Below are 25,670 nucleotides of genomic sequence, written 5' to 3' on the forward strand. Positions count from 1 at the left end.
AGTGCAACTGCCTGCTGTCAATTGATTTTCAGCCTCGGATCCAATATGTCTCTTAAACCTTCGCCGAACAGATTAATGCTCAGTATCAAACTTAGGATAGCCAGACCGGGGAATGTAGACAGCCACCAGCCGTTCATCATAAAGTCACGCCCGTCACTAACCATAAACCCCCAGGCCGGCTGAGGCGGCTGGATGCCCAGTCCCAAGAAACTTAGCGAAGCTTCCATGATTATGAAGAAACCCATCCTCAGAGTGGCCAATACCACAACTGTATGAATGATGTTGGGCAGCACTTCAGAGAACATGACGCGTAGGCTGCTTTGGCCGTTAGCCCGGGCGGCTTCCACGTATTCCTTGGTCTTTTCTGAAAGCATTTCTCCCCGCACTAAGCGGAAAAATTCAACCCATCCCTTAAAGGTCAAAGCCAATATTAAGTTAATCAGGCCTGGCCCCAAAAAGGCCATTACCCCTACGGCAAATATGAGAAAGGGAAAAGCCAGTAAAAGGTCTGCAATCCGAGAAAGAACCGTATCAAACCGACCCCGAAAGTACCCAGCCACAATCCCCAGCAGCGTACCCACAGTGGTGGAAATTATGACGCAGATAAAACCAACCCAGAGGGATATCCGGGCCCCATAAATGATTCTGGACAACAAATCTCGTCCCTGTTGGTCGGTGCCTAAGAAAAATTCCGCCTTCCCGCCTTCCAACCAGCTGGGAGCAGCCAAGCGGTCTGCCAATTTACCGCTAAAGGGGTCATGGGGCACAATCTGGGGTGCCAAGAGAGCAAGTCCGATAAATATGAGAATGATGACCAGCCCAGTCATGGCGGAGGGGTGTTTTTTTAGTTTCTTTATAAAGTTCAACAGGCCCTGGGTGGATGTTTTTAGCTTTATCGTAAATAGGTACCACCTGGGATGGCTGTAAGCCTCATCTGCCAACCCTTCCTTTTGTTGCACCGTCTTAGGTATCATTTCCTTGTCACCACCTTATAGAAGTTGTTCCAAAAGGTTATCGCAGGTGAGCGGCAAATTTCTGCGTTGCTCAGTCTCTGAAACTGCTCACGTTCGCCACCAATACTCTCCGCGTCTCTTAAAGAAGACTTGCCAACTTGTTGGCTTAGTCGCCTTAATGCCCTTGGGTGAGAGCCTTCGCGGCCTTGAACTTCTTGCTCCTGCTACAATGGCCTTTTCGAACCCGTATTATAATGATATCTTAGGATTGATATAGGTGTATAAGACGTCTACTACCAGATTTGCCACGATAAAGGTCAAGGCGTAGAACATCACCACTGCTTGTATTAACGGGAAATCTCTATTAAAGATTGCGTCAACTGCCAACCTGCCTAAACCGGGCCAGCCGAAAACCGTTTCCACAATCATGTTGCCGCCCAATAGCACTCCCACCTGTATCCCCAATACGGTCACAGTGGGAATAAGGGCATTACGCATGGCATGCTTGACTATTACGGTAAATTCCCTCAAGCCCTTGGCTCGGGCAAGCATTACGTAGTCTTGACGCAATACTTCCAACATGCTGGAACGGGAAACTCGGGCCAGTATGGATAAAAGCTGCATTCCCAGTGCCACTGAAGGAAGTATCAAATGGGAAGCCGCATTCTTAAAGGCTGCCCAATTCCCCGTGACGATACTGTCCACCAGGTAAAATCCGGTAATATGCTCCAGCTGCACACCGTAGTCCAGCCTGCCGGTAATGGGGAGCCACTGAAGCTTCACCCCAAAAACAATAATTAAAATAATTGCAAACCAGAAGGCCGGCATAGAAATACCCAAAAAGGAAAATGCCATGCTGGCCCTATCCATGACGGAATTTTGCTTTACCGCAGAATAAACACCAATGGGGATAGCAAAGATCAAGGCGAAAAATGCTGCGCCAAATGCTAGTTCCACGGTGGCGGGCAGGGCTTTTTTTATGATGCCGGTCACAGGCTCCCGCTGAGTAAAGGATTCCCCAAAATCACCGGTGGCGATATCTTTTAAAAAGATGCCCAGCTGCACATGAAGAGGCTTATCCAGGTTGAACTCTTTCGTTAATGCGGTCACTTCCGCTTCTGATACATTTCCTCCGCTGCCCATCATTAAGTCAATGGGATCTCCCGGGGTCATACGCATAAAGAGAAAAACTAGCACAGCCACCGCCAACATTATGGGTACTGCTATAAGGAGCCTTTCCAAAATTTTGATGGATTTCACAATTATCTCACCTGCCTTCCTTAAAATAAGTGTTTGAAAACCGCTCTCACCCTCTGGGTACAAGTGCGACTAAGCCAGCATAGCTGGCAAATCTCCCTGCCGGTAAGCTTTTCGAACTACCTCTTAAATAGGCTTCTAATAGCTGTAGTACTTACGCTTCATACTAAATCTGTATTTATCTCCCCGATAGTGTGCAGTACGGTATTCTATGGGCTGCTTTTCCCGAGAGTAACCGATGGAAGTGAGCCTAAGCAGCGGGTCTCCCTGGCTAATTTTTAATAAAGAACTAGTCTCTTCATCGGCCACCACCGCTTCAAAAGACTGGTGGGCAGAGCCGGGCGTGAGACCTACTTTCTGATGGTACTTAATAAACATGGAAAATAATTCACCCTTATCTGCGGTACTTATCAGCTGTTCCACTTCCCTTTTATCCAGCATGGCCGGAAGATAAATGCTATAAAGAATCATGGGTTCCTCATCGGCCAACCCCAATAATCTCAGATAAAGCACTTCATCCCCCACTTCTTTCTTCAAGACACTGGCTAGAGTCAAATCAGCCGCCGTCCGCTGCATCTCCAATACTTTAATGGAAGGATTTAGTCCCCGGAGAAGCAGTGTTTCCTTAAAACCGGTGATCTTTTCCAGCTCTTGGTCAATTTTAGGTTTGGCCACAAATGTTCCCTTGCCATGAATTCGATATAAAAGACCTTCGTTGACAGCTTCGCTGATACTCTGCCGCACCGTTGTACGGCTTAAACTGTATTTTTCACATAATTCTCGTTCAGAAGGGAGCTTTTCATGAGGCATTAATTTCCCATTAGCTATAGCTTCCTCTATCATGGTTTTTAACTGTTTATATAATGGTTCTGCACCGTTTATCTGTATGCTCATGATTATTTGCCCGAAAGCTCAGGCTGCTTTCGGATACACCTCCTTCTTAATTGTTGCTGCTTATGTCCGGCTGCGGACTTACAATCAGCCATTTTAAGAGGAAAAAGGCGGCCCCCCGAGTCCAGAAGGCCGGTATCTCTTCCACACTCTGACTGTTTACTTCAAACCCACATCATGAAGATTGATTCTGCCGTCGGGGCTGGGTTCCCAATTGGTCACGTTGGCCCTTTGGGCGTAGAGCTCTTTGGTAATATAACCAAATACCATGGGAGCGTCTTCATAGACAATTTCCTGTATTTCCTGCCAGTAGGCTGCCCGTTTCGCCGAGTCGGTTTCTGACATGGTTTTTTCAATGAGTTCGTCTACCCTGGCGTTGCTATAGAATGAGTAGTTACCTCTGCCGCCGGTCCTCAGCTTAGGTTCAAGTATGCCTGCGGGATCAAGGCTGCCGTTACCCCAGTTGTTGGCAATCATCAGCCGCTGGCCTTCAGCAATCTTTTCCTTAAAGACGCCCCACTCCCACACACGCACTGAGGCATTAATGCCAACCTCGCGCAGCTGACTGGCCACTGCTTCGGTGGCTGTCTTTTCGTCTGCCTTGGCATCTATCACCACGTCAAACCCATTTTCATACCCGGCCTCTTTCAGCAGTTCCTTTGCTTTTTCTGGGTTATAGCCATAACCGGGCAGTTTGTCGTTATATCCAAAGCCTTTGGGCATATACGGCCCCTTTAAAGCCTCACCGTTGCCGCCTAAGATATGTGTTACGATACTTTCATAGTCAATGGCATAATTCATTGCCTGTCTCACTCTGACATCGTCAAAGGGCGGCTTGTTCACGTTGATTTCGATAAATCTTTCCCTGGTACTGTCAGCCATTTTAACCTCTATATCGGGATCAGCCTGCAGCTGTTCCACCAAATCAGGCGGTATTTCCTGGACTATCTGCACGTCTCCGGCCTGCAAAGCGGCAATCCTGGAGGATACCTCGGGGATTATTTTAAAGATTACCGTATCCACCTGGGCGTTACCCACCGGCGCTATATCCTGGGACCCACCCCAGTAGCCATCATATCTTTCCATAATAACCTGCTCATTAAGGGTGCCTTCCACGAACTTAAACGGGCCGGCACCTACGGGATTTTTGGCGAAGTAATCGGAGCCCTTTTCTTCAATATAATCTTTAGGCACGATCTCCTGGAAAGGCAGCATACCTAAAAATATGGGCCAGGACTCTGTCAAAACAAACTTTACGGTATATTCATCCAGCTGTTCCACTCTTTCCAATGTTCCCAATAATCCCTTACGGGGAGATGATTTACCGTCAACCGCTCCTTCGGTAATAATGCGGTTAAAGGTAAAGGCCACATCTTCAGCAGTCAACTTTTCACCATTATGGAAAGTAATGCCCTCGCGAATTTTAAATACCCACTCGGTGGGGGTTACCTGTTCGTAAGATTCTGCAATCTCAGGCACAATTTCCATATCCGTGGTTCTGGTCACCAAACCGTCAAACATGTTGCGAATAACCGTTTCCGTAACCCTGTCCCGATGCATTGCCGGGTCCAATGATTCCAGTTCGGTGGGAATAGCCACCGTAAGTACTTTGATTTCAGCCTGTTCGTTCTGTTCTTGTTTTTGCTCCCCTTCATTGTTGGACTGTTGGGGTTGGGTATCTGATGAACAACCGACAACACCAGTCAGAGCAACTATCAAAAGCAGCGTCAACCCTAAAAACAGCAGCTTTCTCATCGGATAAAACCTCCTCTTCAAAATAGTTAATAATTTGGCAACATTCTGATTATTGGCGCTGTACATCCCTCCTCTTTTCGAATATTGAACACTAGGCGTTTGCAAAACGCCGCAACCCTTGCAAATTCTATCTTTTTTCTTGCTTAGTTATATAGAACTCCTCACTTGTCTTGTGTAAAATATAGTTAACAGGCAATATCTACATTCAACAAGAAAGGAGATCTATTCTGTGAAATTTAAACAATTATCCCTATCTGATATTTATGACGGTTGTCTTGATTTCGTTGATAAGGATAAACCTCGGTTTCTAGCGCTTCTTGAAGAGCATATTCAACTTTCAGAGTATATTTCGCTGAGTTTCTATCAGGCTTTTTACAAGCACTTTGGTCGCAAACGAAAATTTAAGCTTGAGTCTTTTCTTTATGCACTCATCATTCAGAGAATCTTTTCTATTCCTACAGATGCGCTTCTGATTATTTTTTTGAATTTTTCCAAGGAAATCCGTGAATTCTGTGGTTTTTCTAAAGTACCTGATGCATCAAAATTTACACGATTTAAGCAAGATTTTTCTAAACATCTTCAAACACTTTTTGATAACCTTGTTGATCAAACTGAACCTATTTGTGAGCAAATTAACTCAGAACTTGCTTCATATCTCGTCTTTGATACCTCTGGCGTTGAAGCTTACGTTACTGAGAATAATCCTAAGTTTATCAATCGCTTAATCAAGCAGCTTAAGTCTCAATACAAAGGCAACTCTTCTGTTGACCCATACAAAATGGCATACGGCATTATGCCTTCCTGCGCATCATCAAATCCAAATGTCAAACAGCTTTACATCAATGGCCATTTTTGCTATGTCTATAAATTTGGTATGCTCACAAATGGCCTTGGTATAGTCAGAAATATTTCCTTTTTTGATGAAGACTTTATAAATGCACACCCTGAAATCCCAATAGAGAAAAAGTCTGATTCCCCTGATGAAGATAAATCCTTATCCGATTCTAAAGCACTTAAACCTGTTCTGCGCGACTTTTTTAAAACACATACTCATTTTAAACCCAGCACGTTTATTGGCGATGCTGCTTTTGATACAAACGATTCCTATAACTTTTTATTGAAGGATTGTCACTTTTTAAAAACAGTCATTCCTCTGAACGAACGAGGTTCTAAGAACCTCCCTGAACCCGGGTTCAACGAATCTGGACAACCTCTGTGTCCGTTAGATTCTTCTTTACCCATGAAATATGAAGGTAAAGCGCCCTTAAGGAGTGGCGTTGTTAGAGATAAATGGGTTTGCCCAAAAATGAAGTGGAAAGGTTCTAAACGCATTACTTTATGTGAACATCCTTGCTCCGACTCTCCTTCTGGTAGAATGTTTTATACCTATCCTGAAAAAGACTTAAGACTTTATCCTGGCATTATTAGAGACACCCCTGAATGGATTGATATCTACAAAAATCGTTGCGTTATTGAGCAAACCATTCAACACTTTAAATCCAATTTTGGCGTCGCCAACAGAAAAACTACAAATGCTTTAACCATTAAGGCTGACTTACTCCTTGCAGGAATTACTCAACTGCTTACCGTTATTCTTGCAGACAAACTCCATAAACACGAACTCATCAGAAGCCTTAAACCTCTTTTGGCTTAGCAAATCCTTTATACTTGCTCTTTCAACCCGCAAAATACTTGCGGTTATTTGTGCCGAATTTTTTCTGTCCAACCTCTGCTTAAAATTTTCTGTCCTCTTTATTAAACTTTCTGATTAGCTGCCTACGTTAAATTTTGAATTTCGCAATTACCTAAATATTGAACACTGGTAGTAACCACCATCGCTTTAAAAGATACTAGTTCGCTGTTAAATAATATGTTTGCAGCGTTGTTGTTATAACTGGTAATGACCAGTTACCAGAAAAAAATAATCAGATATTTAATTGTATTTCTACCTTTTCTACCTTCTTAAGGAATCTCCTGCAGAATTTTCAAAATATTTTTATTTTTTTTAATATACCAGATTGAAAGTGTCACTTATTGGTGTCACTTATTGGTGCCTGACACCATATGACACCAATAAGTGACACCAACCGGCTATGATAGTTCTCAAAAAATAAAATACTTCCCATTAGCAAGGAAACGGCGCCCTGCACGTTCCATGCGACTGTATAATTTTGATTCCATTCCACAATATGGCCAAATAGTATCGGACCAGTAATGATGCCAATGTAACAGATGGTCATACTAAAACCTACCACGGAACCTGCTTTGCTTGAACCGCCTTCCTTGGCCACTGCGTTTAAAAAGACGGCATTCCAACCAATATTTATTATTCCTAGCACTAAAGAAACTGCAGCTAGTACCAAGGTGCCCGGTTTAAAATAGTCAAATAAATTTAGGCTAAAAAAAGAACCGGCGGATAATAAACTAAGTAATATTAGTACTTTTTCCTGCTTGTTTTTAAATAGAAAATCACTTACCACAGCCCATTCCATCCTGCCAATGACACCACCAATAAGGCTGATACCCAAGAAACGTGCGGCATTGACTGAGTCTAGGCCAATGGTTTCGTGTAAATATAAGGTTAAATAACCTATTACCGCAAATTGTGCCGCTCCCATAACCATGGCAAAGAGTGAGAGGATGACAACTTTTCGCGTAATAGTTTTTTTATTCAATTCCAATGTCTTAACTGAAGAATCCGGGACATCATCCTGCTCATTTTCCTGATACCAATACATCACGAAACTTAAACTAAGAATCAGTATACCGCTAATCGCCAAGGATTGTCGCCAGTTACCGGTCCATAATGTTAAAACCGGTAATAGGTAAGCGGCGATAATACCGCCTAAAGGGACCCCTGTCTGTTTTAGTCCCATGGCTGTTGCTTGGTTTTTTTCATTTAAAAACCATGACTGTACTGCTTTGGTACCAGCAGGGGTAACTGTTCCATAGCCCACCCCTGCTAAAGCTAGAAAAATTAGTATGGACACAAAAGTGCCGGAAAATGCAGCACAAATGATTGAAATTCCCACTAACATTTGAGCTGCGATAAGAACTTTTTTGACACCAATCTTATCAGTAATCCATCCCGAAAACCAAAGTATACCGATCCCGCCCCCATAGCTTGCGGCGGTAAAGTAACCAATCTGATTTGTGGAAAGATGCAGGTATTCCTTGATTTGAGGGGTCAGAGGGTAAACCACTTGGTTGCCAATTGCCACGGCTACTTGGGACAATGTAATAACAAGCACCATAACCCATTGGACCTTTAACCCTAATGATCTTTTTCCCAAGATTCTTCCCCCCGACCCGTAAAAACATTTTAACGCTTAGTTTGCCTGTGACTTTAGCTGCTTACCTTTGCTTATCTCCTCTACTATTTCCGCTACTTCCAAGGGGGTGCGGGCTAAGTGTACTCCCGCCTCTTGGAGGGCATGAATTTTGGATTGATAAGTGCCTTTACCATGGGTAATTATAGTGCCTGCGTGCCCCATCTTTTTACCACTTGGTGCGGAGGCACCTATAATATAGGAAACTACCGGCTTGGTAATCTTTGATTTAATATATTGGGCAGCCTGTTCTTCATCAGCGCCACCGATCTCACCTATCAACACTATTACCTCTGTTTCCGGGTCAGCTTCAAACATTGGCAGCAAATCCGTAAAATTAGTGCCTTTGACGCCATCTCCGCCAACGCCGACCACTGTTGACTGCCCGATACCCCTCTCGGTCAAACCAAAGACGACCTCATAGGAAAGCGACCCGCTTCTCGAAGCCACTCCGATAGGGCCTTTCTTGAAAATATGGGATGGCATAATTCCTAGTTTTGCCTCCCCGGGAGTAATAAGCCCCGGACAGTTGGAGCCAATGAGAACCGTATTGCTTTCCTTAAGTTTTTGCTTAATTAACATCATTTCTTGAATCGGAATACCATCGGTGACACAGACAGTTACTTTTAACTGATCTTCAATTGCTTCATAAATACTGTCGGCGGCAAAGGCCGGCGGTACAAAGATAATGGACGTATCCGCACCGGTATTTGCCACCGCACTGGCCAGGGAATTGAACACTGGAATGCCTTCAAAGCTAGTACCGCCCTTTCCGGGTGAAACTCCGGCAACAACATGTGTGCCATATTCCCTCATTGATCTAGTATGAAAGGAGCCCTCTTTGCCGGTAACCCCCTGCACCACTACCCGGCTGGATTTGTCAACTAATATACTCATTATATTTCACCCCGCTTCACCGACTGGTACACTGCTTCCTGCAAAGTAAGGCAGGATTCTAACCCATGCTGTTGAATAACTTCCCTGCCAAGCTCGGCATTGGTCCCTTCCAGCCTGATGGTCAATGGCTGCTTAATATCACCGATTTTTTTAATAGCGTACACTATTCCTTCAGCTACCTTGTCAATACGCGTCAAACCGCCAAAAATATTTATTAGTATGGATTTTACCTCCGGCCTTAAACTAACTGTTTTTAAGGCCAACGCTATGGTCTCCGGATTGACACCGGCGCTAAAATCCAGAAAGCAAGCGGGCTTTCCCCCTTGACGGCTGATTAAGTCCATGGTGGCCATGGTTTCCCCGGCACCGACACTGATGATACCGACATTACCATCAAGTTCTACATAATCGATACCGTATTTTTTCATTCGCTGCTCCACTGTGTCCTGGGCTGTTTCCACTGCCAATTTTTTAACGGTAGAATATTTATTGAGTGCATTATCATCAATGGCCAGCCGTCCATCAGCGGCAACAAGCTCACCATCCACCGTCAGCACCAGTGGATTAACTTCCAACAGGATAGCATGATATTGCAGATAAATATCGTACAACCGTTGAATAAGCGGCACAAACCGTTTTGCGATGGTATGCCGAAAATTAAGTTGAGACAGTACTTCTCGCACTGTATAGTCATGTAAAGGATATTTCATATCTATGACACACTGGGCCATGGCCTCAGGAAACTCCCGGGCCACTTCTTCCACATCCATGCCCCCTTTGCTGCTGACAATTAAGACAGGCAGCTGTTCGTCCGGAGATATGGTAATTCCCACGTAAAACTCTTGTTCTATCTGAAGCTTCTCCTCAACCCACACCTGTTTGACCGGGAGTCCTTTGATGGTTAGGCCGGTCAACTGCTTGAATACTGCTAGAACCTCTTCCTCTGCAGCAGCTGCTTTAATACCTCCCGCTTTCCCCCTGCCGCCGGTCAACACCTGAGATTTAAGCATGACCTCCGGTCCCACCAATTGGTAAGCGTTAATTGCATCATCTTCGGTTTTGGCAAGCTGGCCGGCTGGTGTCTTAATTCCTATATCTTTGAATAGCTGTTTCACCTGGTACTCATATAAATTCAAAGCTTACCCCACCTTTACCAAGGTATTTTGTAAGTATTCGCTAATTACTTTTAATTTGGTACCGGTTGTGAACACCTGATCAACACCGAGTTTTTCCAATTCCTCAAAATCCCTGCGAGGGATATTTCCCCCGACTAACACTTGTACCTCATCTTTCATTCCTTCTGTTTCCAGCCGCTGCATTAATTTCCTGACTAAGGATACGTGTGTCCCTGAAAGGATGCTCAACCCAATGACCTGCACATCTTCCTGGATGGCCGCGCCCACAATTTGATCAACTGATTGGCGTAAGCCGGTATAAATTACTTCCATACCTGCGTCCCGTAAAGCCTTGGCTACAACCTTTGCTCCCCGGTCATGACCGTCCAATCCAGGCTTAGCTATTAAAACTCTGATTACTTTACGATTTTCCATTACTCAATCCCCCTCTTACACCTTATATAACAGCCGGTTCCTGGAATTCACCAAATTCTTCTTTCAATATGCCGATGATTTCGCCTATGGTAGCATAAGCTTTTACAGCTTCAACCAGATAAGGCATCAAGTTTTCTTGGCCCTTTGCAGCCTGCTGCAGATTGGCCAGTGTTTTAGCTACCTGTCCAGCGTTACGTTCCATTTTGACTTGTTTCAGCCTGTCAACTTGTTTGGAAAAATTTTCGCGGTTTGCTTCGTACAACTGGAAAGTAGGGTCCGATTCATCCTTAACAAATTTGTTTACCCCCACAATAACTAGTTCACCGGACTCGACCTGTTTCTGATGCTGATAACTGTTCTTTAAAATTTCTGATTGAATATGACCGCTTTGCACAGCTTTGACCATGCCGCCCTTATCCTCAATCTCTGTGATAATTTTCATGACCGCACTTTCCATTTCATCGGTCAAACTTTCGACAAAATAAGAACCGGCTAAGGGATCAACCGTATTCATAACCCTGGTCTCATAACCCAAAACCTGCTGGGTACGCAGCGCCAGCTCCGCACTTTCCACAGTGGGTATATCGTAGGCTTCATCCCAGGCGCAGGTAAACATGGACTGGACCCCGCCCAAAACCGACGAGAGTGCTTGATACGCGACCCGAACCACATTATTTAGCGGCTGTTGCGCGGTGAGGGTGCTGCCGCCGCCGACTACCCCAAACCTGAACATCTGCGATTTGGGTTTCACTGCGCCAAACCTTTCTTTCATAAGCTTTGCCCAAATTCTCCTGCCGGCCCGGTATTTGGCCACTTCCTCAAAAAAGTCATTGTGTGTGTAAAAGAAGAAACTTAAGAGCGGGGCAAATTCGTCAATATCAATCCCCCGTGCCAGTGCCGCCTCAACATACGAAATGGCATCGGCCAAAGTAAACGCCAACTCCTGAACGGCGGTTGCTCCGGCATCCCGGAAATGTGCCCCCGCTATACTAATTGGATTAAACTTAGGGGCATTGTTCATGCACCACTCAATAGTATCCACAATTAACCTGATGGATGGCTCGGGAGGAAATATCCATGTCCCCCTGGCCACGTATTCTTTTAAAATATCGTTTTGGATCGTCCCACGGACCTGCGCACTGTCAATGCCTTGTTTTTCCGCCACGGCAATGTACATTGCCAGCAGAACTGAGGCAGTGGAATTGATGGTAAACGAAGTGCTAATCTTATCCAGCGGAATGCCGTCAAAAAGAATTTCCATATCCAATAAAGTATCTATCGAGACGCCTACTCTTCCTACTTCCTCTTCCACCATTGGGTCATCGGAATCATAACCAATTTGTGTGGGCAGATCCAGGGCTACACTTAAACCGGTTTGGCCCTGACCTAACAGAAACTTATAGCGCTGGTTCGATTCTTCTGCTGTACCAAACCCTGAATATTGGCGCATGGTCCATAACCGGCCCCGATGCATGGTAGGGTAAATTCCCCTGGTAAAGGGATATTCACCGGGAACTCCTAGGTCATTCAAGTAGTCCATATTGGCCATATCTTTGGGTGTGTACAGAACCTTGACCGGAATTCCCGAAGACGTTGCAGCCTGGTCTGTTTCTACTGTACTAGCCCAATCCTTTAATTTTTCTCCTAATTTATCCATCGTTACCCCTCCCTAACTATTTACGTAAAATCCCTTGTGGATCTACCCGCCCTCTTAGGACCCGCAGTTCGTCCTCATTGGGCGGTGAAACTACTTCCACCTGCTCATGCATTATCAATTCAAATCCTGTATTCCGCACCACCTGATCAGGGTCGACACCAGGATAAACTGCCTTGAGGCGCATTTTCTTGGTCTCTTCCTCAAAATCCATAATACCGAAGGGAGATATCACATACTTAGGTCCCCCACCCGGTAAACCCAGTGCGCGCCGGGCATCTGCGCCCCCATTATGCCAGCCCACTGCGGATACATAATCGCATCTTTTCACAAATACCCGGGGATTATGACTGCCCATTAAAATATAATAGCGTTTAATATAAGAAGATGTGGTTGGGGTGCCGGCGCTGCCGGGGCCCCGCAGTTTAAAATTCCCCTCTTTTCCCTTGATACCAATCAAATTGGTGTTGCCGTACTGGTCCACTTGTATACCGCCAATAAAGCAAACATCTGCTTTTCGCGCACTTTCCAGCTGCATCTCAAAAGTAAAGTACCCTTCCGCCCACCGCCGATACCGACCGTCGGCGAATAAAGGATAAAGCTGAAGCTGCTTTTCCCGGGCCATATCAGTCATGTAAAAATACATGGGCACTTTCAGATTAGGGCACCGCAGCAGGTAAGCCTGCATCACACCTGCCCGAGGAATTGGCTGGTTCGCCCCTACTATTACCAGTTCATCATCGTGCATCTGCCGGGAAATAAAAGTAGCCATTAATTCATCAATTGTATAATCACTGCTCATGCCATGCCCCCTAAAATTCGGCCAGTGAAAGGAGCTTTCTAATACCGATAGTCTCCAAGTAATCCTCATGGTCCGAAAGGTTTGTCACATACTTATTAAGGTAATTCTCTACTCCGTCTGGATCATCTGACTTGACAGCATGTAAGTATTCTTGCAAATGCTCAATGTCAGCACTGTAGAAGCCTTCACTGGCATAGGGGTGAGACCCATAAGGAGCTTTTACAATTCGGTCTACGTAGAAATTAGGTATCGTGACGCTGTTTGGTTTCCCCATGACAAACTCATGAGGAATAATCTGCTCAACTTGAACCACGGTAGTTTCAGCCGCCCCGGCCATGGTCTTATCCATAAAGGTGGTGCCGTAGTGAGCGACATTGCCGTATTTATCTGCATAAGCGGCATGGAGAAACGCCACATCAGGTACGATTGCCGGAACTGCTAATAAGGGTTCGCCATTAATGGGGTCGTTGAAAACCTTGAGAGTGGGGTTTAATTCAGGCAGTGATGTACCCACTCCCCCGCGCCATGGCATAAAAGGAAGGCCTGCAACTCCGGCTTTTAACCCGGCCAAAACAATGCCGCTGTCTACCTCCATCACCTCTACCTGACCCTTTTCAACGGTCTGACGAAAAATAGGTGATATAGGTGCGATAGCTTCGGCCCCAACATACGGCACTATTAATTTGCCAACGCACCCCGCTGCAAGCAAAAGGTCAATTTCCAAACCGGCGGGGATGGCTACAATGGTTAAGTTTTTGGTTTTGTTACGAATCATTTCCCGGATTAATACCATTGGGATATTCGAGGAGATGAACCCACCAATGGCTACTGTCATCCCATTTTCAATTTTGGCTGCCGCTTCTTGGACAGTGGTGACTACTGATTTGCGTTCCATATTTTATCTCCCTTTGAAATTGGGTTTTCGTTTTTCTTTTAAAGCATTTACTGCTTCGGTATGATCCTCAGAGGCCCAGACCACGGAGAATAACTCTGACTCATAGTTTAGCGCCCCTTGAAAAGACATTTCCCGCTGGTCGTTCAGCAGGAGTTTTGCGTACCTCACTGCCAAGGGCGAATTGGCAGCCATACGACCGGCCAAATCTTTAGCCGCATCCAGCAGTTCCGCCGGCTCCACAACCTGGTCTACTATTCCCATTTCCAACGCTTGCTCAGCTTTTAAAATATCACCGGTGGTCAGCAGTGCCAGTGCTTTTGACCGACCTATCAGCCGCGCCAGCCGTGGTCCTCCGCCCCAGGAAGTCATAATCGCCAGCTTCACCTGCAGCAGACCCAGCTTGGCACTGTCGGCCGCAATTCTGTAATCACAGGCCAACGCAACCTCGGAGCCGCCGCCGTAGGCAACGCCGTTGATTGCGGCAATAACGGGGATTTCTAGATTCTCCAAACGGTTTAGGGTATTTTTTATAAGAAAGGACATCCGCCTGCCATCCTCTATGGTAACTAGCTGTTCAAATTCTTTCAGGTCCCCGCCTGAGACAAATGCTCTGTCACCTGACCCAGTAACAATCAGCACCCTGATGGATTGGTCTTTTTCAATGCTGTCCAATACAGCATTTATTTCCTCCACAGTGCCCAAGCTGATGGCATTGCGCACTTCGGGCCGGTTAATTGTCAATATCGCAATGTTATTTTCAACTGAAAAAATTAAGTTTTTGTACAAGCTAACCCCTCCAATCTGGTTTATTAGACAATAAGTTCAGCTAGATCATTGGACTGCACCCAATCTCGGCAGCCACAAGGCAAGATCCGGAACTAACGCCAGCAGCGCTATGGTAACTGCCATTATCAAGACATATGGGAGTACCCCCCTGATAATGGTCTCTAAGGAAATGTCCGGTGCCACACCCTTAACAACGTAAAGGTTTAACCCTACAGGAGGTGTAATCAGCGCCATTTCCATGTTTATGGCCATCATTACCCCAAACCACAGTAAGTCCCAATCCAAGGCCACTATGACCGGAGCTAAAATTGGTACTGTTATGACGATTATGGAAATGGTCTCCATAAAGAAACCCAGGAATATCAGCAGCAGATTTATGACTATCAGGATAAGCCATTTGGATATTGCTAAGTTAACAACCATTTCGGAAATGGACGAAGCCACATTGGTTGTGGTCAGTACGTAACCAAAAAGCATGGCCCCGATTATTATCATCCCAATCATGGCGGTATTCTTTGCTGTCTCTTGGATTATCTGTAAAAGGGCATTCCTATTTAAAGTCCTATAGCCAGCCGCCAAGACAAGACTGCCGATACAGCCCAAGGCCGCAGCCTCGCTGGCCGTTGCCACTCCGCCGTAAATGGAACCTAAGATGATGACGATTAATACGGCCAATGGCAAAATGTCCTTTAATGCCACAAACCTATCATGCCAGGTTACTTCTTGGTCAATTTCCATTATGTCAGATGTGTTAATAGAATATCCTTTTCTGACATGTGCGGTGATAATTTGGTAACCGGCAAACATCAGCATCAGGAGTATTCCCGGTATTACCCCAGCCATAAATAGCTTTCCTATGGACTGCCCGGCAGTTACGCCATAGATGATTAAAGGGATACTAGGAGGAATAATGATACCCAGTGTTCCCCCTGCACTCACTGAGCCTGTGGCAAATTTCGCGGTATACCCTCTACTTCTCATTTCTTTGATTGACATGTTGCCAATGGCTGCGGCAGTGGCAACACTAGAACCGGATACAGCAGCCATAATCCCACAGGCCACCGTAGTAGCGACCGCCAGACCACCCGGCAGCCACGAAAGCCATTTAGAAATTGCATTATATAATCGTGAGCCCATCCCGCTAACAGAAATCACGGCTCCCATAAATATAAAAAGAGGAACTGAGCTTAGCACAAAAGAAGCAACGGCACTCCATGCAGTTGAAGCTACCAGCGAAAGCCCGCCTGCACCCTGTAAAATCACCAATACGGCAATGGATAGAAAACCCAATGCATAGGCTACAGGTACTCCTATTAAAAGTAACACCAGTAAGGCCAAGAAAATTATCGTTCCAGTCAATAGTTCCATAACTAAGCTCCCTTTGAAACCAAATTTAGCGTTTCATCTAGCAGCAAAAACATCATTCCCAGTACGAAAAAAGCATAGGGGATTGCGAGCGGCACCGATAGGATGCCCCAGGATTTCCAACCCAAGCTGTAAGCTTCCCACCAGAATAAAACACTTTGCCACAGGAAAACGGTTATAAAAACCAGGTTAATTATAGATGTGACAGCAGCAAAAACTCTTTTCCATTTGTCACTAACCCTTGTCACCAGGAAATCCACACTTACGTGTCCCCCTTGGGAGGATGTATAGCTGGCACCGATAAGAATTACAAATGCCACCATGTACTCCGTGGTTTCCACTACCCAAGTTGTCTGTGCATTAAATAAGTACCTGAGCAAGACATCATAAGAGATGATAATGGCCATCAAGATAGGCAGTGTACCGGCAAATATACCGGCGCTTGCCGTAATCAAACCCACCAATGACTTTAATGTCTTTGTCACACAACATAACACCCCTTTTTAAGAATGGGTTTTTTTAACGCTTTAATGTCGTCATATTGGGAATTACCTTTCCCAGCCTGGATGTGGCTGGGAAGAAGGCAACCCGGTGCTGAGCAGACAGTTGGTAAAACCTTAGCTGCTTTTACCGCCCATAACTTTTAAGTGTGGTATCAAGCAGCCATTCGCCGTTAGGTACTTCCTCCCTGAAGGCAGGGTAAGCATTTTCTTCAGCTGCTTTTGCAAATCCGTCCCACTGTTCCTTAGTCATTTTCTCTACCGTTACCCCGGCGTCGGCAAACATTTTGGCGACCCTAGCGTCTTCTTTCTTAGCACCTTCTAAAGCTTCCTGTTCAACTTCTTTTGCCACCTCTAACATAATTTGCTGCTGGTCCTCAGTTAAACTATCCCAAGCCTTCATACTGATTGCCAAGGGTTCAATTGTAAAATAGAAGCTATAATCTTCCGGTGAAGTATAATAATCCGCCACCTCATATAGTTTGTACGACCCAAAGGAAGAGGAGGAAGTCAATACCGCATTCAAAAGGCCGCGCTGTAAAGCGGTATAAATTTCCGAAGATGCCATCGATACAGTCCCGCCTCCCAGCGACTTCAACATAACTTCGGTATATTTCCCGGCAGATCGCCATTTTAGACCTTCAACATCACCGATGTCCTGGACTGCTTTATCTGTGGAAGCAATACCGCCGCTAATTTGAATCCAGCTTAAAGTTTTAAAGTTTAACTGTTTATTGAGTTTTTCCTCAATATTCTTCATTACCTCAGAGTCTTTAAAAGCGAACACTTCGTCATGGTTTCTCCATAATGCAGGCATCAATACGATGTTTAGTTCAGGAACTGCACCGGCTGCATAGATGTAGGGATAGATGGCCATGTCAATCGCCCCGTTTTTCAAAGCAGTATGGGTGTCCTTGGCTTTAACCAGGGACTGGGCCGGATACATTTCGATTTTTACTTGACCGTTGGTACGCTTTTCTACCTCTTCAGCAAATTTCATCCCGGCAGCAACCACATAATCTTCACCATCCTGGGGCCATTGATGGGCTAACTTGAGAGTTACGGCCTTTTGTGCTTTAGGCTCCACCTTTTGTTCAGCCTTTGGCTCTTTTTTAGCAGTTTCATCAGCAGTATTTTGAGAGCCGCACCCGGTTAAAAGAAAAACCGTGCCCACAATTAAAGCTATTGTTAATAACAAAACAGACTTACGCATTGACACACCTCCGAATTTTTTTGATATCACGGTGGAACTAACTCTTTGTCGTCTACAGCCAGTCGGCACCTCCTTTCGTAATAGGGCACATTTTACAGCACATTGATTGAATTGTCTGTATATTGCTAATATTAAAGCAATTACCGTGCCAGACATTTAGCTGTTGATACTGCTTTATTTTCAAGCCTGTACTAATTAGAAAAAAGAAAACAGTGCGAAATTGCACTGTTCCATTATGCACATGTATGCAGTTTTGCACTGTTACTTAGTAATTTCAATGCCGTATTTTTGCCTCTTTCTAGTCAGGGTAGAGACATCAATTCCCATCCTGTCTGCTGCTTGTTTTATTGTTTCGCTTTCCTTAATTATTTTTTCAATAAACATCTTTTCAAATTTATCAACCGACTCTTTAAGATTACTGCCGTAATTTGTTTCGTGAGTTTGTTCAGGTACAACCTTAGCACACTCTAATTTTTGATATTCTAGTATTTTATCCGGTAAATCTACAAGCGTAATGTTTTGGGATGAACTTAGAACCAGCATTTGCTCAACCACATTTGCCAACTCCCGGACATTTCCCGGCCAATCATAGTTCATTAGAGCTTTCATTACATCTTCTGTGATTATTTTTTGTAAATCATACCTTTTATTAAACACACCCATATAATATTCAGCCAGAGGTCGTATATCTTCTTTCCTTTCCCTTAGAGGCGGTATCTGAATAGTCACCACTTTCAGGCGAAAATATAAGTCTTCTCGGAAACTACCCTCTTTAATCATCTGCTCTAAATTACGATTGGTGGCACAAATGACACGAAAATTAATATCCTGGGCATGCAGTCCGCCAATACGGGTTACCTTACGGTCCTGGATGACGTTTAAAAGTTTTACCTGCAGTCGTACGGGAAGTTCACCAATTTCATCTAGAAACAATGTACCGTTACTGGCTAATTCCAGCCTTCCAATCTTGCCGTCCTTCCGAGCATCGGTAAAAGATCCTTTTTCATAGCCAAAAAGCTCGGCCTCCAGCAGCTGTTCTGGAATTGAGGCACAATCAACTTTGATAAAACTTCCCTGATGCACCCGTTTACTAAGTTGGTGTATTACTCTGGCGATAATATCTTTTCCTACCCCGGTTTCTCCGGTTATAAGAACATTGGTATCAACCTGTGCCACTTTATCTGCTTTTTGTTTGATGTTGTTCATTTTGCGGCTGCGGTAAATTAACTGACCGAAAGGCTGCTGCTTAATATCTTCAAAGAAACTCGCTATGTGCTGTCGGTATTCTTCCGTAATCTTTTTTGTTTCCTTGAGTTCACGTTCCGATGTTTTTAGCTCCGTCAAATCTCTTAAATTGCAAATTACCAAAAAGATTTCTCCAGCTTCATTTAAAACTGGAACACCGGTAACAATTGTCTCTTTGCCTGTCCTGTAGTTGATCATTCGGGTAACTTCTTTCTTTTGTTCCAAAACCTCCATAACAACTGATTCAGGTATATAGCCTTTGCTGATTAACTCAGATACATGTAAGTGAAACAACTCATCCCGAGAAACACCAATAAACTCTGCAAAAGCTTCATTCATATTTACCGGGTTTCCCTCTCCATCGGAGATATAGATACCATCATATGAATGTTCCATGAGAGCCTCTAACTGCAATTTATAATGTTCTGCTTCGTCTTTTTGAGAAGATCCCATAAAATCCACACTCCCCGCTTATTACATTTTACTACATGGAGAGCAAAAAAATAAGTGACACTTGGTGACACTTGGTGCCTGACACCAAATAAGTGACACCTTTGATTCCCGTGGTGCCTGGTACCAAATAAGTGACACCTCTTAAGCGTTCGCTATCTATTCCAAACTCTTCGCTGAATCATAAGGTGTCATCACTGGTTGTCCCAGCTCCTGTCCACCCCCTGCATTTACCAGCCAGATCCCCGCTGCCACTGACAGCATTCCCCCCAACACTCTGAGAGTAAATGGCTCTTTGAGCAGGAAAGTGGCAAAAACCACGCCACAAACCGGTACCAGGAATAGAAAGACACTGGCCCTGCCCACGCCCAATCTGTCCAGCACATAAAACCATAAAGCAAAAGCCAAAGCGGATGCTAATATAGAAGCAAAAAGCAGTGTTTCCCAAGCGATCAGATTAAAATTAAAGCTAGCCGTCCTCTCAAACAAGAAAGCAGGCACTATCGTAAACACGCCGCCCAACAGCATCTGCCAGGCTGTAACCTGAAGTGTATTATGGTTTTGGAAACGCCGCCTTAAGTAAATAGTGGCGCCTGCCCAGGATAGAGCCGCAAACAAAATCAGCACCTTGCCTACTGTGCCCCAGCCCCCTGCTGTATTTGCGTTTGCTGCAAATATGAGGATCAGCCCGGAGAAACCTACCAGCAGCCCGATGACTTTTCGGGTGTTCAGCCGTTCTCCCGGTAAGAGAAAATGGGCCATTAAATTTACCAGTAAAGGATATGTGTACATTAGTATAGCTGTCAATCCCGCTTCCACAAACTGCATGGCATAAAAAACTAAGCTAAAGGTAAACGTGGTTTGAAAAAGTCCCAAAATAGCTAAAGCGCCCCAATCCTCTTTGGCGGGAAAGGGGGTACGTACAACAATACCAAACAGAACCAGCAGTGCGCCGCCAATAATAAATCGTAAACTGGAAAAGGTTAAGGGCGGAATGTATTCGATACCCACTTTCATAACCGAAAATGTCGCGCCCCAAATAACGTAGATTAATAACATGCTGACTATTGTGAATGTGCTTTTCTGTTTGGTCATGTCTTCTCTCCTTTAGCGGTCCTTGAGGTTTCAACTCATCTTTCTAATATAGTATCACGTTCCCCCTCGGGTGTCACTTATTGGTGTCAGGTGTCAGGCACCTGTCACTTATTCTAAGAAACAAACGGGTGTCACTTATTGGTGTCAGGCACCAATAAGTGACAAATTACCTCCGCTGGTGTCAGGCACCGGCAGAGGTAACTTATTAAGAACCTAGAATATCAAGACAAAGGCTGATCCAACAACAAACATAATGATCATTGCCACCAGACAATATCCCCAGATATCTTTGATACCCAGCTTAGCGATACCGAGGGCGGGCAATGCCCAGAACGGCTGTATCAGGTTAGTGGTGACGTCTCCCAACGTGACAGAGTTAACCATTGCTGAAGGTGCTACACTTAAAGTTTTGGCTGCTTCCACCATAATCGGCCCCTGGACAATCCACTGACCCCCAGCTGATGGGACAAAAAAGTTAACTATACATGCTGATACATAGGACCAGAATGGTAACGTTGTGCCTGTAGAAATTGAAACAAACCACCCGGAAATTATGACAATTAACCCTGAGCTGGCCATGATTCCTTGAATGCCTGCGTAAAATGGAAACTGAAGGATAATAGGTCCTGCTGCACCAGCGCCCTTTTGAAAAGCCGAAATATAACTTTTAGGAGTTTTATGCAGTGCCAGCCCTAAGAAGAGAAAGAAGAAATTTACAAAGTTAAGATTCAGGTCAAACCCATTGGTAGCGAAGTGGTATATTATCCACGAAAAACCGCCCGCTACTATGATGTAATTAAGTATCGCGCTGTTCTCTAACTTGTTTGCGATAGTTATTTCACCTACAGCAGGTTCTAGCGCGGGTGCGCTTTCCTCAATCGTGGACACATCAAGTACCCTAATTTCTTCTTTTTTAGTAGGTATCATGTTCCTATAGGCCCAGGCAACCAATATTGTTGTAACTATAGCTGTACCAAGTAAAACCGGGCTAAATATGGTCGCTTGTAAAGGGATGAGACCGACAGCGTCTTCTAAAAAGTGACCGGGTGTATTCACCAATAGAGGGGCGGTAATTGATAGAGACGCGGGCAAACCGGCAATAAAGCCTGAATAAGCGGCGGCAACCAGGATAGGATAATCTACCCCTTTTACCCTTTTGGCAATTTCTCTCGCAAAAATTGAACCAAGTACCAAACCAAAGCCCCAATTAACCCAAGCCCCTGCAGCGCTGAATAACACAGTTATTACAATAGCACTGTTTGGGCCTTTCGGCATTGAAGCCACCTTTTTAATCAGCCTCTGAACCGGTGGTGACGTGGCCAGAGCAAAACCCGTTAATAGGATAACCGCCATCTGCATGGAGAATGCTAAGAAATTCCAGAAACCGTTATACCAAAACCCAACCAGTTCAAATGGTCCTTTTCCAGCAATGATAATGCCCATCAAATACGTGATGAGCGTGAGGATAATTGCAAAGATAAATGCATCCGGAATGTATTTCTCAGCGCTTACTTTAAACTTTTTAGCAATACTCCTTAACATGTGATCGCCTCCTTAATTTTCAGTAACTTACGTGTTCCAATCCTTTCAATCCCAGCATTTTCCTGGCTTCATCCGGACTTGCAATATCGTAACTGAGCTCTTTGGCGATGTTCACCACCTTTTCCACTTGATCTGCACTACTTTTGGCCAAGATTCCTTTCTCGGCGTAGAGACTGTCTTCCAAACCCACCCTTACATTGCCCCCTAATGCTAAAGCGGCAGCACATAGCTTCATCTGATCCTTTCCGGCTGCACAGACTGACCAGCTAAAGTCCCCTATCAATTCTTTTGCGGTATTATATAGCATCAAAAGATTACCAACAGTAGCAGGAAGTCCACCAAGGATACCCAGCACAAACTGCAGATAAATTGGCCGCTTTAAGTACCCCTCCCTTATCATCTGCGCTGCGTTATTTACCATAGCAACATCATATATTTCCAACTCCGGCCTGGTCTGGGTCTCATTCATTGTCTCTAAGAAGAACTTCATCGTTTTAAATGTGTTGGTAAATACGAAATCTTCTGTAAACTGATAGTACGGCTTTTCCCAGTCGTGTTTATAGTTCTCGATTTTATCTGCTACTGGATAGAGTGCAAAGTTGAAGGAACCCATATTAAACGATGCCAGCTCCGGTTTAAAGGTAGGAACTACGCTGATACGCTGTTCCTTGGTCATACCCAAACCACCGCCGGTAGTAGTACAGACCACTAAGTCAGATCGTTCCTTGATCTTTTGTAGGATTTCTCTAAAATAGTCTAAGTTTGACGATGGCTGACCGGTGTGAGGGTCTCTGGCATGGATGTGCACCACCGATGCACCAGCCTCGTAGGCCTTTATGGCATCTTCCGCTATCTCATCTGGTGTAATGGGTAAATAGGGACTCATACTGGGGACATGAATACTGCCGGTTATTGCAGCTGTTACGATTATTTTGGACAACTTAACCACTCCTTTACATATTCTAACAGCCATTATTATATTAATGACAATACAATAATTCTATGGTCAAGTGCTACAAATAATTTCAAAATATTCATAAAATTCTTGTAGCTTCTCTACAGGAATTTGGAAAAAAGCATGGAATATTGATTACTAGAATCTATTACTCTAAAGGCGGTGTCCTTCTTGCTATCATCGGAACATCAACTTCAACACCAGCATATCTTATGGGAATTATGGAGCTTAACTATAGGTAACCGCTTAGACCCCTTTACCTTAGGTAAGAAGTTAAGGGAGGTCCTTCCATTTGACAATGTTTATGTCTTCATTAGGGATGAACATCGCCATAAATACACTCGCCTCAACGAGGACTCGAAACGGCCCCAAAGATTTGATTTATTGGCCGAACTCTTATCTAATAGGCTACAAAGAAATTTAATTTTTGAGGATAAGCAGCTAACGATTTTTCCTTTTACTTCTCCTTACGCTTCTGATAATGAGCATTACTCAGGCTTTGTTGTAGTTGAAAATAGCGTGGACTTGGACAATGATCACATTTCATTAATGGAAATGATTTCTCAGCATATCGCCCTCCTGTTAGAAAACCTGCGGGAAGCTTCTCACTTTAGAAATCAGGTAAAAAGCCTTTCCACAATAGTGCAAATTGATAACGAAATTTCTTTAGAAGAAAACTTTGAAACTACGCTGGGAAATATAATGGAAAAAATTAAAAAGGCCTTTGACGCTTCCACAGGCGGGGTCATGCTGTATGACGAAGAAAAAAATACTCTGGTGCTGCAAAAGCCTGGCTTTGGTGCCACGGATCAGGAAATAAATGAATATAATGTTTCGCTCAAAGAACAAAGCAACGCTACCAGGGTATTTCGAACCGGATCACCAATGGTTTCAAACAACTGTATCGGTGACAGCCGAATTCTACAAAGGTACGTTGATTTATATAAGGTGCATAATCTGATGACTGTACCATTATCATCTCAAGGAAAAACCATCGGGGTGTTACACCTTGCCAATAAAAGATCCGGCATATGGAATGAAAATGATTTAAAACTGCTGCAAATGATGGCTTCGTATTTGGGAGGCATCATTGAGCGTGCTTATTTAGTGGAAAAGCTTAAGGAAAAACACCTTGAAATAGAGAAACTCTATCAAAACGCGGAAAGAATGACCGAAACCCTCAGCTATCAAAAGGAAGTCATAGATACACATCGCTCAACACTTGAGTGGACTCTTTCTATCCATAACCAGCTTCTAAAAAGCCTGCTAAATGAAGGTGGGCTTAAGGAAATAACTGAGATTCTAGCCAGTCAAATCGGCAAAAGTGTCGTCATTGTGGATAGCTTCGGCCAAGTGCCGGCAATGAGTCTCACTTCTGACGAGCATCAGACAATCTTTCAAGACTTTGTGAAGCAAAACTTAAAACAGTTCAAGCGGAAGACCTTACCCTTTGTTCTGGCAGACAAAAAATATTTCGTGACACCCTTTCCTATTGACTTGAGGCACTACAACATGGATCAGATACTGCTGTTGGTGATAACAAAGAATCATTTGAAAACTCATGAACTAAACGCTGTCCGACAGGCCCTATTAATATTTTCCTTGGAGTTAATACGGCAAAAGGGCATTATCGAAACGGAAAACAGGCTACGGGCTGATTTCCTAGATGACTTAATCTTTAGCAAAAGCCTAAATCTTAATAACCTGCATACCAGGGCTGCGTATTTAAACCATAGTTTTACCGACCCCAATGTATTTATCATTTTAGATATCGATGATTTTGTCACTCGAATTGAAAAAGAGAAATTAAAAGAAGCAGATATCCTCAAAATCAAAAATAGATTGTACGCAATCACAGAAAACAATATTAAAAAACACTTTCCCGAAAGAAGCTATCTTATGACCACCAAAAGCGATAATGTGCTGGCACTTTTATCCCTGCCCAATAAGCATTTACCGCAGGCTATCGATACTATGCTTGGGGAAATTAGTAATGATATTAACTCAAGTTTGACGCCTTTAACAGTATCTATTGGCGTCAGCAATCTTTGTCTTGCTATAGAGGACTATAAAAGTAACTATTCAAGCACAAAAAAAGCCCTCGACATCAATAAAGGCTTAGGGAAAAAAGACATTATTGTCTACCAGGGGCAGCAGGGTCTGGATGGAATGTTTTTTGACCTTTACCGGCAGCAGAGTTTCCGCGAATTTGCCTTAGAATTTTTAGACCCAGTCCTTGAGTATGAAAAAAGTAAAAAAACACCCCTGATTGACACTGCAGAAACTTATCTAAATTCTTTAAACCTACAGCAAACGGCTAAACTGTTATACAGCCATGTAAATACAGTCAGGTACCGACTGAATAAAATCGAAAAGCTGCTGGGAATTGACTTTAAGTACAAAGACGACCGGCTAAAATTTACTTTGGCGTTAAATATTCTTAAGTTTCGTTCGGATTATAATACAGACTGATGCCACGGGGTGTCACTTATTTAGTGTCACTTATTGGTGTCAGGCACCAATAAGTGACAAATAA

At 44.1% G+C, this 25,670-nt stretch carries 21 protein-coding genes; 2 read left to right on the forward strand and 19 right to left on the reverse strand.

Annotation, left to right across the window (positions count from 1 at the left end):
* Positions 1–17: 17 nt before the first annotated feature.
* The 4 genes from MFMK1_RS13385 to MFMK1_RS13400 all read right to left on the reverse strand — a co-directional run bounded on the left by MFMK1_RS13385 (position 18) and on the right by MFMK1_RS13400 (position 4,856).
* Positions 18–974 (reverse strand): ABC transporter permease, encoded by a 957-nt coding sequence (locus MFMK1_RS13385; RefSeq protein ID WP_366922195.1) that lies wholly within the window; start codon positions 972–974, stop codon positions 18–20.
* Between the two features lie 228 nt (positions 975–1,202).
* Complete coding sequence (locus MFMK1_RS13390; protein WP_366922196.1) at positions 1,203–2,213, reverse strand: ABC transporter permease; 1,011 nt, start codon at positions 2,211–2,213, stop codon at positions 1,203–1,205.
* Positions 2,214–2,348: 135 nt separating this feature from the next.
* Positions 2,349–3,104: a GntR family transcriptional regulator gene (locus MFMK1_RS13395; RefSeq protein ID WP_366922197.1), complete on the reverse strand. Its 756-nt coding sequence runs from the start codon at positions 3,102–3,104 to the stop codon at positions 2,349–2,351.
* A 156-nt stretch (positions 3,105–3,260) separates the two neighbouring features.
* Entirely contained in the window at positions 3,261–4,856 is a 1,596-nt protein-coding gene (locus MFMK1_RS13400) for an ABC transporter substrate-binding protein (protein WP_366922198.1), read from the reverse strand.
* 220 nt (positions 4,857–5,076) lie between these two features.
* Between MFMK1_RS13400 and MFMK1_RS13405 the strand changes: the two genes are divergently transcribed.
* The gene (locus tag MFMK1_RS13405; RefSeq protein WP_428846297.1) at positions 5,077–6,510 is read left to right on the forward strand and encodes a transposase; all 1,434 of its coding nucleotides are present in this window, start codon (positions 5,077–5,079) and stop codon (positions 6,508–6,510) included.
* A gap of 373 nt (positions 6,511–6,883) precedes the next feature.
* Here the strand turns inward: MFMK1_RS13405 and MFMK1_RS13410 are convergent, their stop codons facing one another.
* The 15 genes from MFMK1_RS13410 to MFMK1_RS13480 all read right to left on the reverse strand — a co-directional run bounded on the left by MFMK1_RS13410 (position 6,884) and on the right by MFMK1_RS13480 (position 23,128).
* A complete protein-coding gene (locus tag MFMK1_RS13410) occupies positions 6,884–8,149 on the reverse strand; it encodes an MFS transporter (protein WP_366922199.1) in 1,266 nt (421 codons plus the stop codon).
* Positions 8,150–8,185: 36 nt separating this feature from the next.
* A complete protein-coding gene (gene sucD, locus MFMK1_RS13415) occupies positions 8,186–9,082 on the reverse strand; it encodes a succinate--CoA ligase subunit alpha (RefSeq protein ID WP_366922200.1) in 897 nt (298 codons plus the stop codon).
* Positions 9,082–10,218, reverse strand: a complete 1,137-nt coding sequence (sucC, locus tag MFMK1_RS13420) for an ADP-forming succinate--CoA ligase subunit beta (protein WP_366922201.1) — start codon at positions 10,216–10,218, stop codon at positions 9,082–9,084. The genes sucD and sucC overlap by 1 nt, the downstream gene beginning before the upstream one ends.
* Positions 10,219–10,221: 3 nt before the next feature.
* Entirely contained in the window at positions 10,222–10,632 is a 411-nt protein-coding gene (locus MFMK1_RS13425; RefSeq protein ID WP_366922202.1) for a cobalamin B12-binding domain-containing protein, read from the reverse strand.
* A gap of 22 nt (positions 10,633–10,654) precedes the next feature.
* Positions 10,655–12,289, reverse strand: coding sequence for an acyl-CoA mutase large subunit family protein (locus tag MFMK1_RS13430; RefSeq protein ID WP_366922203.1), 1,635 nt, complete (start codon positions 12,287–12,289; stop codon positions 10,655–10,657).
* A gap of 16 nt (positions 12,290–12,305) precedes the next feature.
* Complete coding sequence (locus MFMK1_RS13435; protein WP_366922204.1) at positions 12,306–13,088, reverse strand: CoA-transferase; 783 nt, start codon at positions 13,086–13,088, stop codon at positions 12,306–12,308.
* Positions 13,089–13,098: 10 nt separating this feature from the next.
* Positions 13,099–13,983, reverse strand: a complete 885-nt coding sequence (locus tag MFMK1_RS13440) for a CoA transferase subunit A (protein WP_366922205.1) — start codon at positions 13,981–13,983, stop codon at positions 13,099–13,101.
* 3 nt (positions 13,984–13,986) lie between these two features.
* On the reverse strand, positions 13,987–14,769 hold the full coding sequence (locus MFMK1_RS13445; RefSeq protein ID WP_366922206.1) for an enoyl-CoA hydratase/isomerase family protein: 783 nt from the start codon (positions 14,767–14,769) through the stop codon (positions 13,987–13,989).
* 45 nt (positions 14,770–14,814) lie between these two features.
* The gene (locus tag MFMK1_RS13450) at positions 14,815–16,137 is read right to left on the reverse strand and encodes a TRAP transporter large permease (protein ID WP_366922207.1); all 1,323 of its coding nucleotides are present in this window, start codon (positions 16,135–16,137) and stop codon (positions 14,815–14,817) included.
* Between the two features lie 2 nt (positions 16,138–16,139).
* On the reverse strand, positions 16,140–16,619 hold the full coding sequence (locus MFMK1_RS13455) for a TRAP transporter small permease subunit (protein WP_366922208.1): 480 nt from the start codon (positions 16,617–16,619) through the stop codon (positions 16,140–16,142).
* Positions 16,620–16,761: 142 nt separating this feature from the next.
* Complete coding sequence (gene dctP, locus MFMK1_RS13460; protein WP_366922209.1) at positions 16,762–17,847, reverse strand: TRAP transporter substrate-binding protein DctP; 1,086 nt, start codon at positions 17,845–17,847, stop codon at positions 16,762–16,764.
* A gap of 261 nt (positions 17,848–18,108) precedes the next feature.
* On the reverse strand, positions 18,109–19,545 hold the full coding sequence (locus tag MFMK1_RS13465) for a sigma-54 interaction domain-containing protein (RefSeq protein WP_366922210.1): 1,437 nt from the start codon (positions 19,543–19,545) through the stop codon (positions 18,109–18,111).
* 156 nt (positions 19,546–19,701) lie between these two features.
* Entirely contained in the window at positions 19,702–20,637 is a 936-nt protein-coding gene (locus tag MFMK1_RS13470) for a DMT family transporter (protein ID WP_366922211.1), read from the reverse strand.
* Between the two features lie 213 nt (positions 20,638–20,850).
* Complete coding sequence (locus MFMK1_RS13475) at positions 20,851–22,179, reverse strand: short-chain fatty acid transporter (protein ID WP_366922212.1); 1,329 nt, start codon at positions 22,177–22,179, stop codon at positions 20,851–20,853.
* Between the two features lie 19 nt (positions 22,180–22,198).
* Positions 22,199–23,128 (reverse strand): beta-keto acid cleavage family enzyme, encoded by a 930-nt coding sequence (locus tag MFMK1_RS13480; RefSeq protein ID WP_366922213.1) that lies wholly within the window; start codon positions 23,126–23,128, stop codon positions 22,199–22,201.
* 177 nt (positions 23,129–23,305) lie between these two features.
* Between MFMK1_RS13480 and MFMK1_RS13485 the strand changes: the two genes are divergently transcribed.
* Positions 23,306–25,606 carry a helix-turn-helix domain-containing protein gene (locus MFMK1_RS13485; RefSeq protein ID WP_366922214.1) on the forward strand — a complete coding sequence of 767 codons (2,301 nt, stop codon included), beginning with the start codon at positions 23,306–23,308 and terminating at the stop codon, positions 25,604–25,606.
* Positions 25,607–25,670 lie beyond the last annotated feature (64 nt).

The organism is Metallumcola ferriviriculae (assembly GCF_035573695.1).
Classification (GTDB): domain Bacteria; phylum Bacillota; class JADQBR01; order JADQBR01; family JADQBR01; genus Metallumcola; species Metallumcola ferriviriculae.

What these genes read in the sequence shown, in the direction of transcription:
- MFMK1_RS13430 (WP_366922203.1), bottom strand. Translation starts at nt 12,289, where the DNA reads ATGGATAAATTAGGAGAAAAATTAAAGGATTGGGCTAGTACAGTAGAA.
- MFMK1_RS13475 (WP_366922212.1), bottom strand. Translation starts at nt 22,179, where the DNA reads ATGTTAAGGAGTATTGCTAAAAAGTTTAAAGTAAGCGCTGAGAAATAC.
- MFMK1_RS13395 (WP_366922197.1), bottom strand. Translation starts at nt 3,104, where the DNA reads ATGAGCATACAGATAAACGGTGCAGAACCATTATATAAACAGTTAAAA.
- MFMK1_RS13450 (WP_366922207.1), bottom strand. Translation starts at nt 16,137, where the DNA reads ATGGAACTATTGACTGGAACGATAATTTTCTTGGCCTTACTGGTGTTA.
- MFMK1_RS13470 (WP_366922211.1), bottom strand. Translation starts at nt 20,637, where the DNA reads ATGACCAAACAGAAAAGCACATTCACAATAGTCAGCATGTTATTAATC.
- MFMK1_RS13400 (WP_366922198.1), bottom strand. Translation starts at nt 4,856, where the DNA reads ATGAGAAAGCTGCTGTTTTTAGGGTTGACGCTGCTTTTGATAGTTGCT.
- dctP (WP_366922209.1), bottom strand. Translation starts at nt 17,847, where the DNA reads ATGCGTAAGTCTGTTTTGTTATTAACAATAGCTTTAATTGTGGGCACG.
- MFMK1_RS13385 (WP_366922195.1), bottom strand. Translation starts at nt 974, where the DNA reads ATGATACCTAAGACGGTGCAACAAAAGGAAGGGTTGGCAGATGAGGCT.
- MFMK1_RS13435 (WP_366922204.1), bottom strand. Translation starts at nt 13,088, where the DNA reads ATGAGCAGTGATTATACAATTGATGAATTAATGGCTACTTTTATTTCC.
- sucD (WP_366922200.1), bottom strand. Translation starts at nt 9,082, where the DNA reads ATGAGTATATTAGTTGACAAATCCAGCCGGGTAGTGGTGCAGGGGGTT.
- MFMK1_RS13440 (WP_366922205.1), bottom strand. Translation starts at nt 13,983, where the DNA reads ATGGAACGCAAATCAGTAGTCACCACTGTCCAAGAAGCGGCAGCCAAA.
- MFMK1_RS13465 (WP_366922210.1), bottom strand. Translation starts at nt 19,545, where the DNA reads ATGGGATCTTCTCAAAAAGACGAAGCAGAACATTATAAATTGCAGTTA.
- MFMK1_RS13425 (WP_366922202.1), bottom strand. Translation starts at nt 10,632, where the DNA reads ATGGAAAATCGTAAAGTAATCAGAGTTTTAATAGCTAAGCCTGGATTG.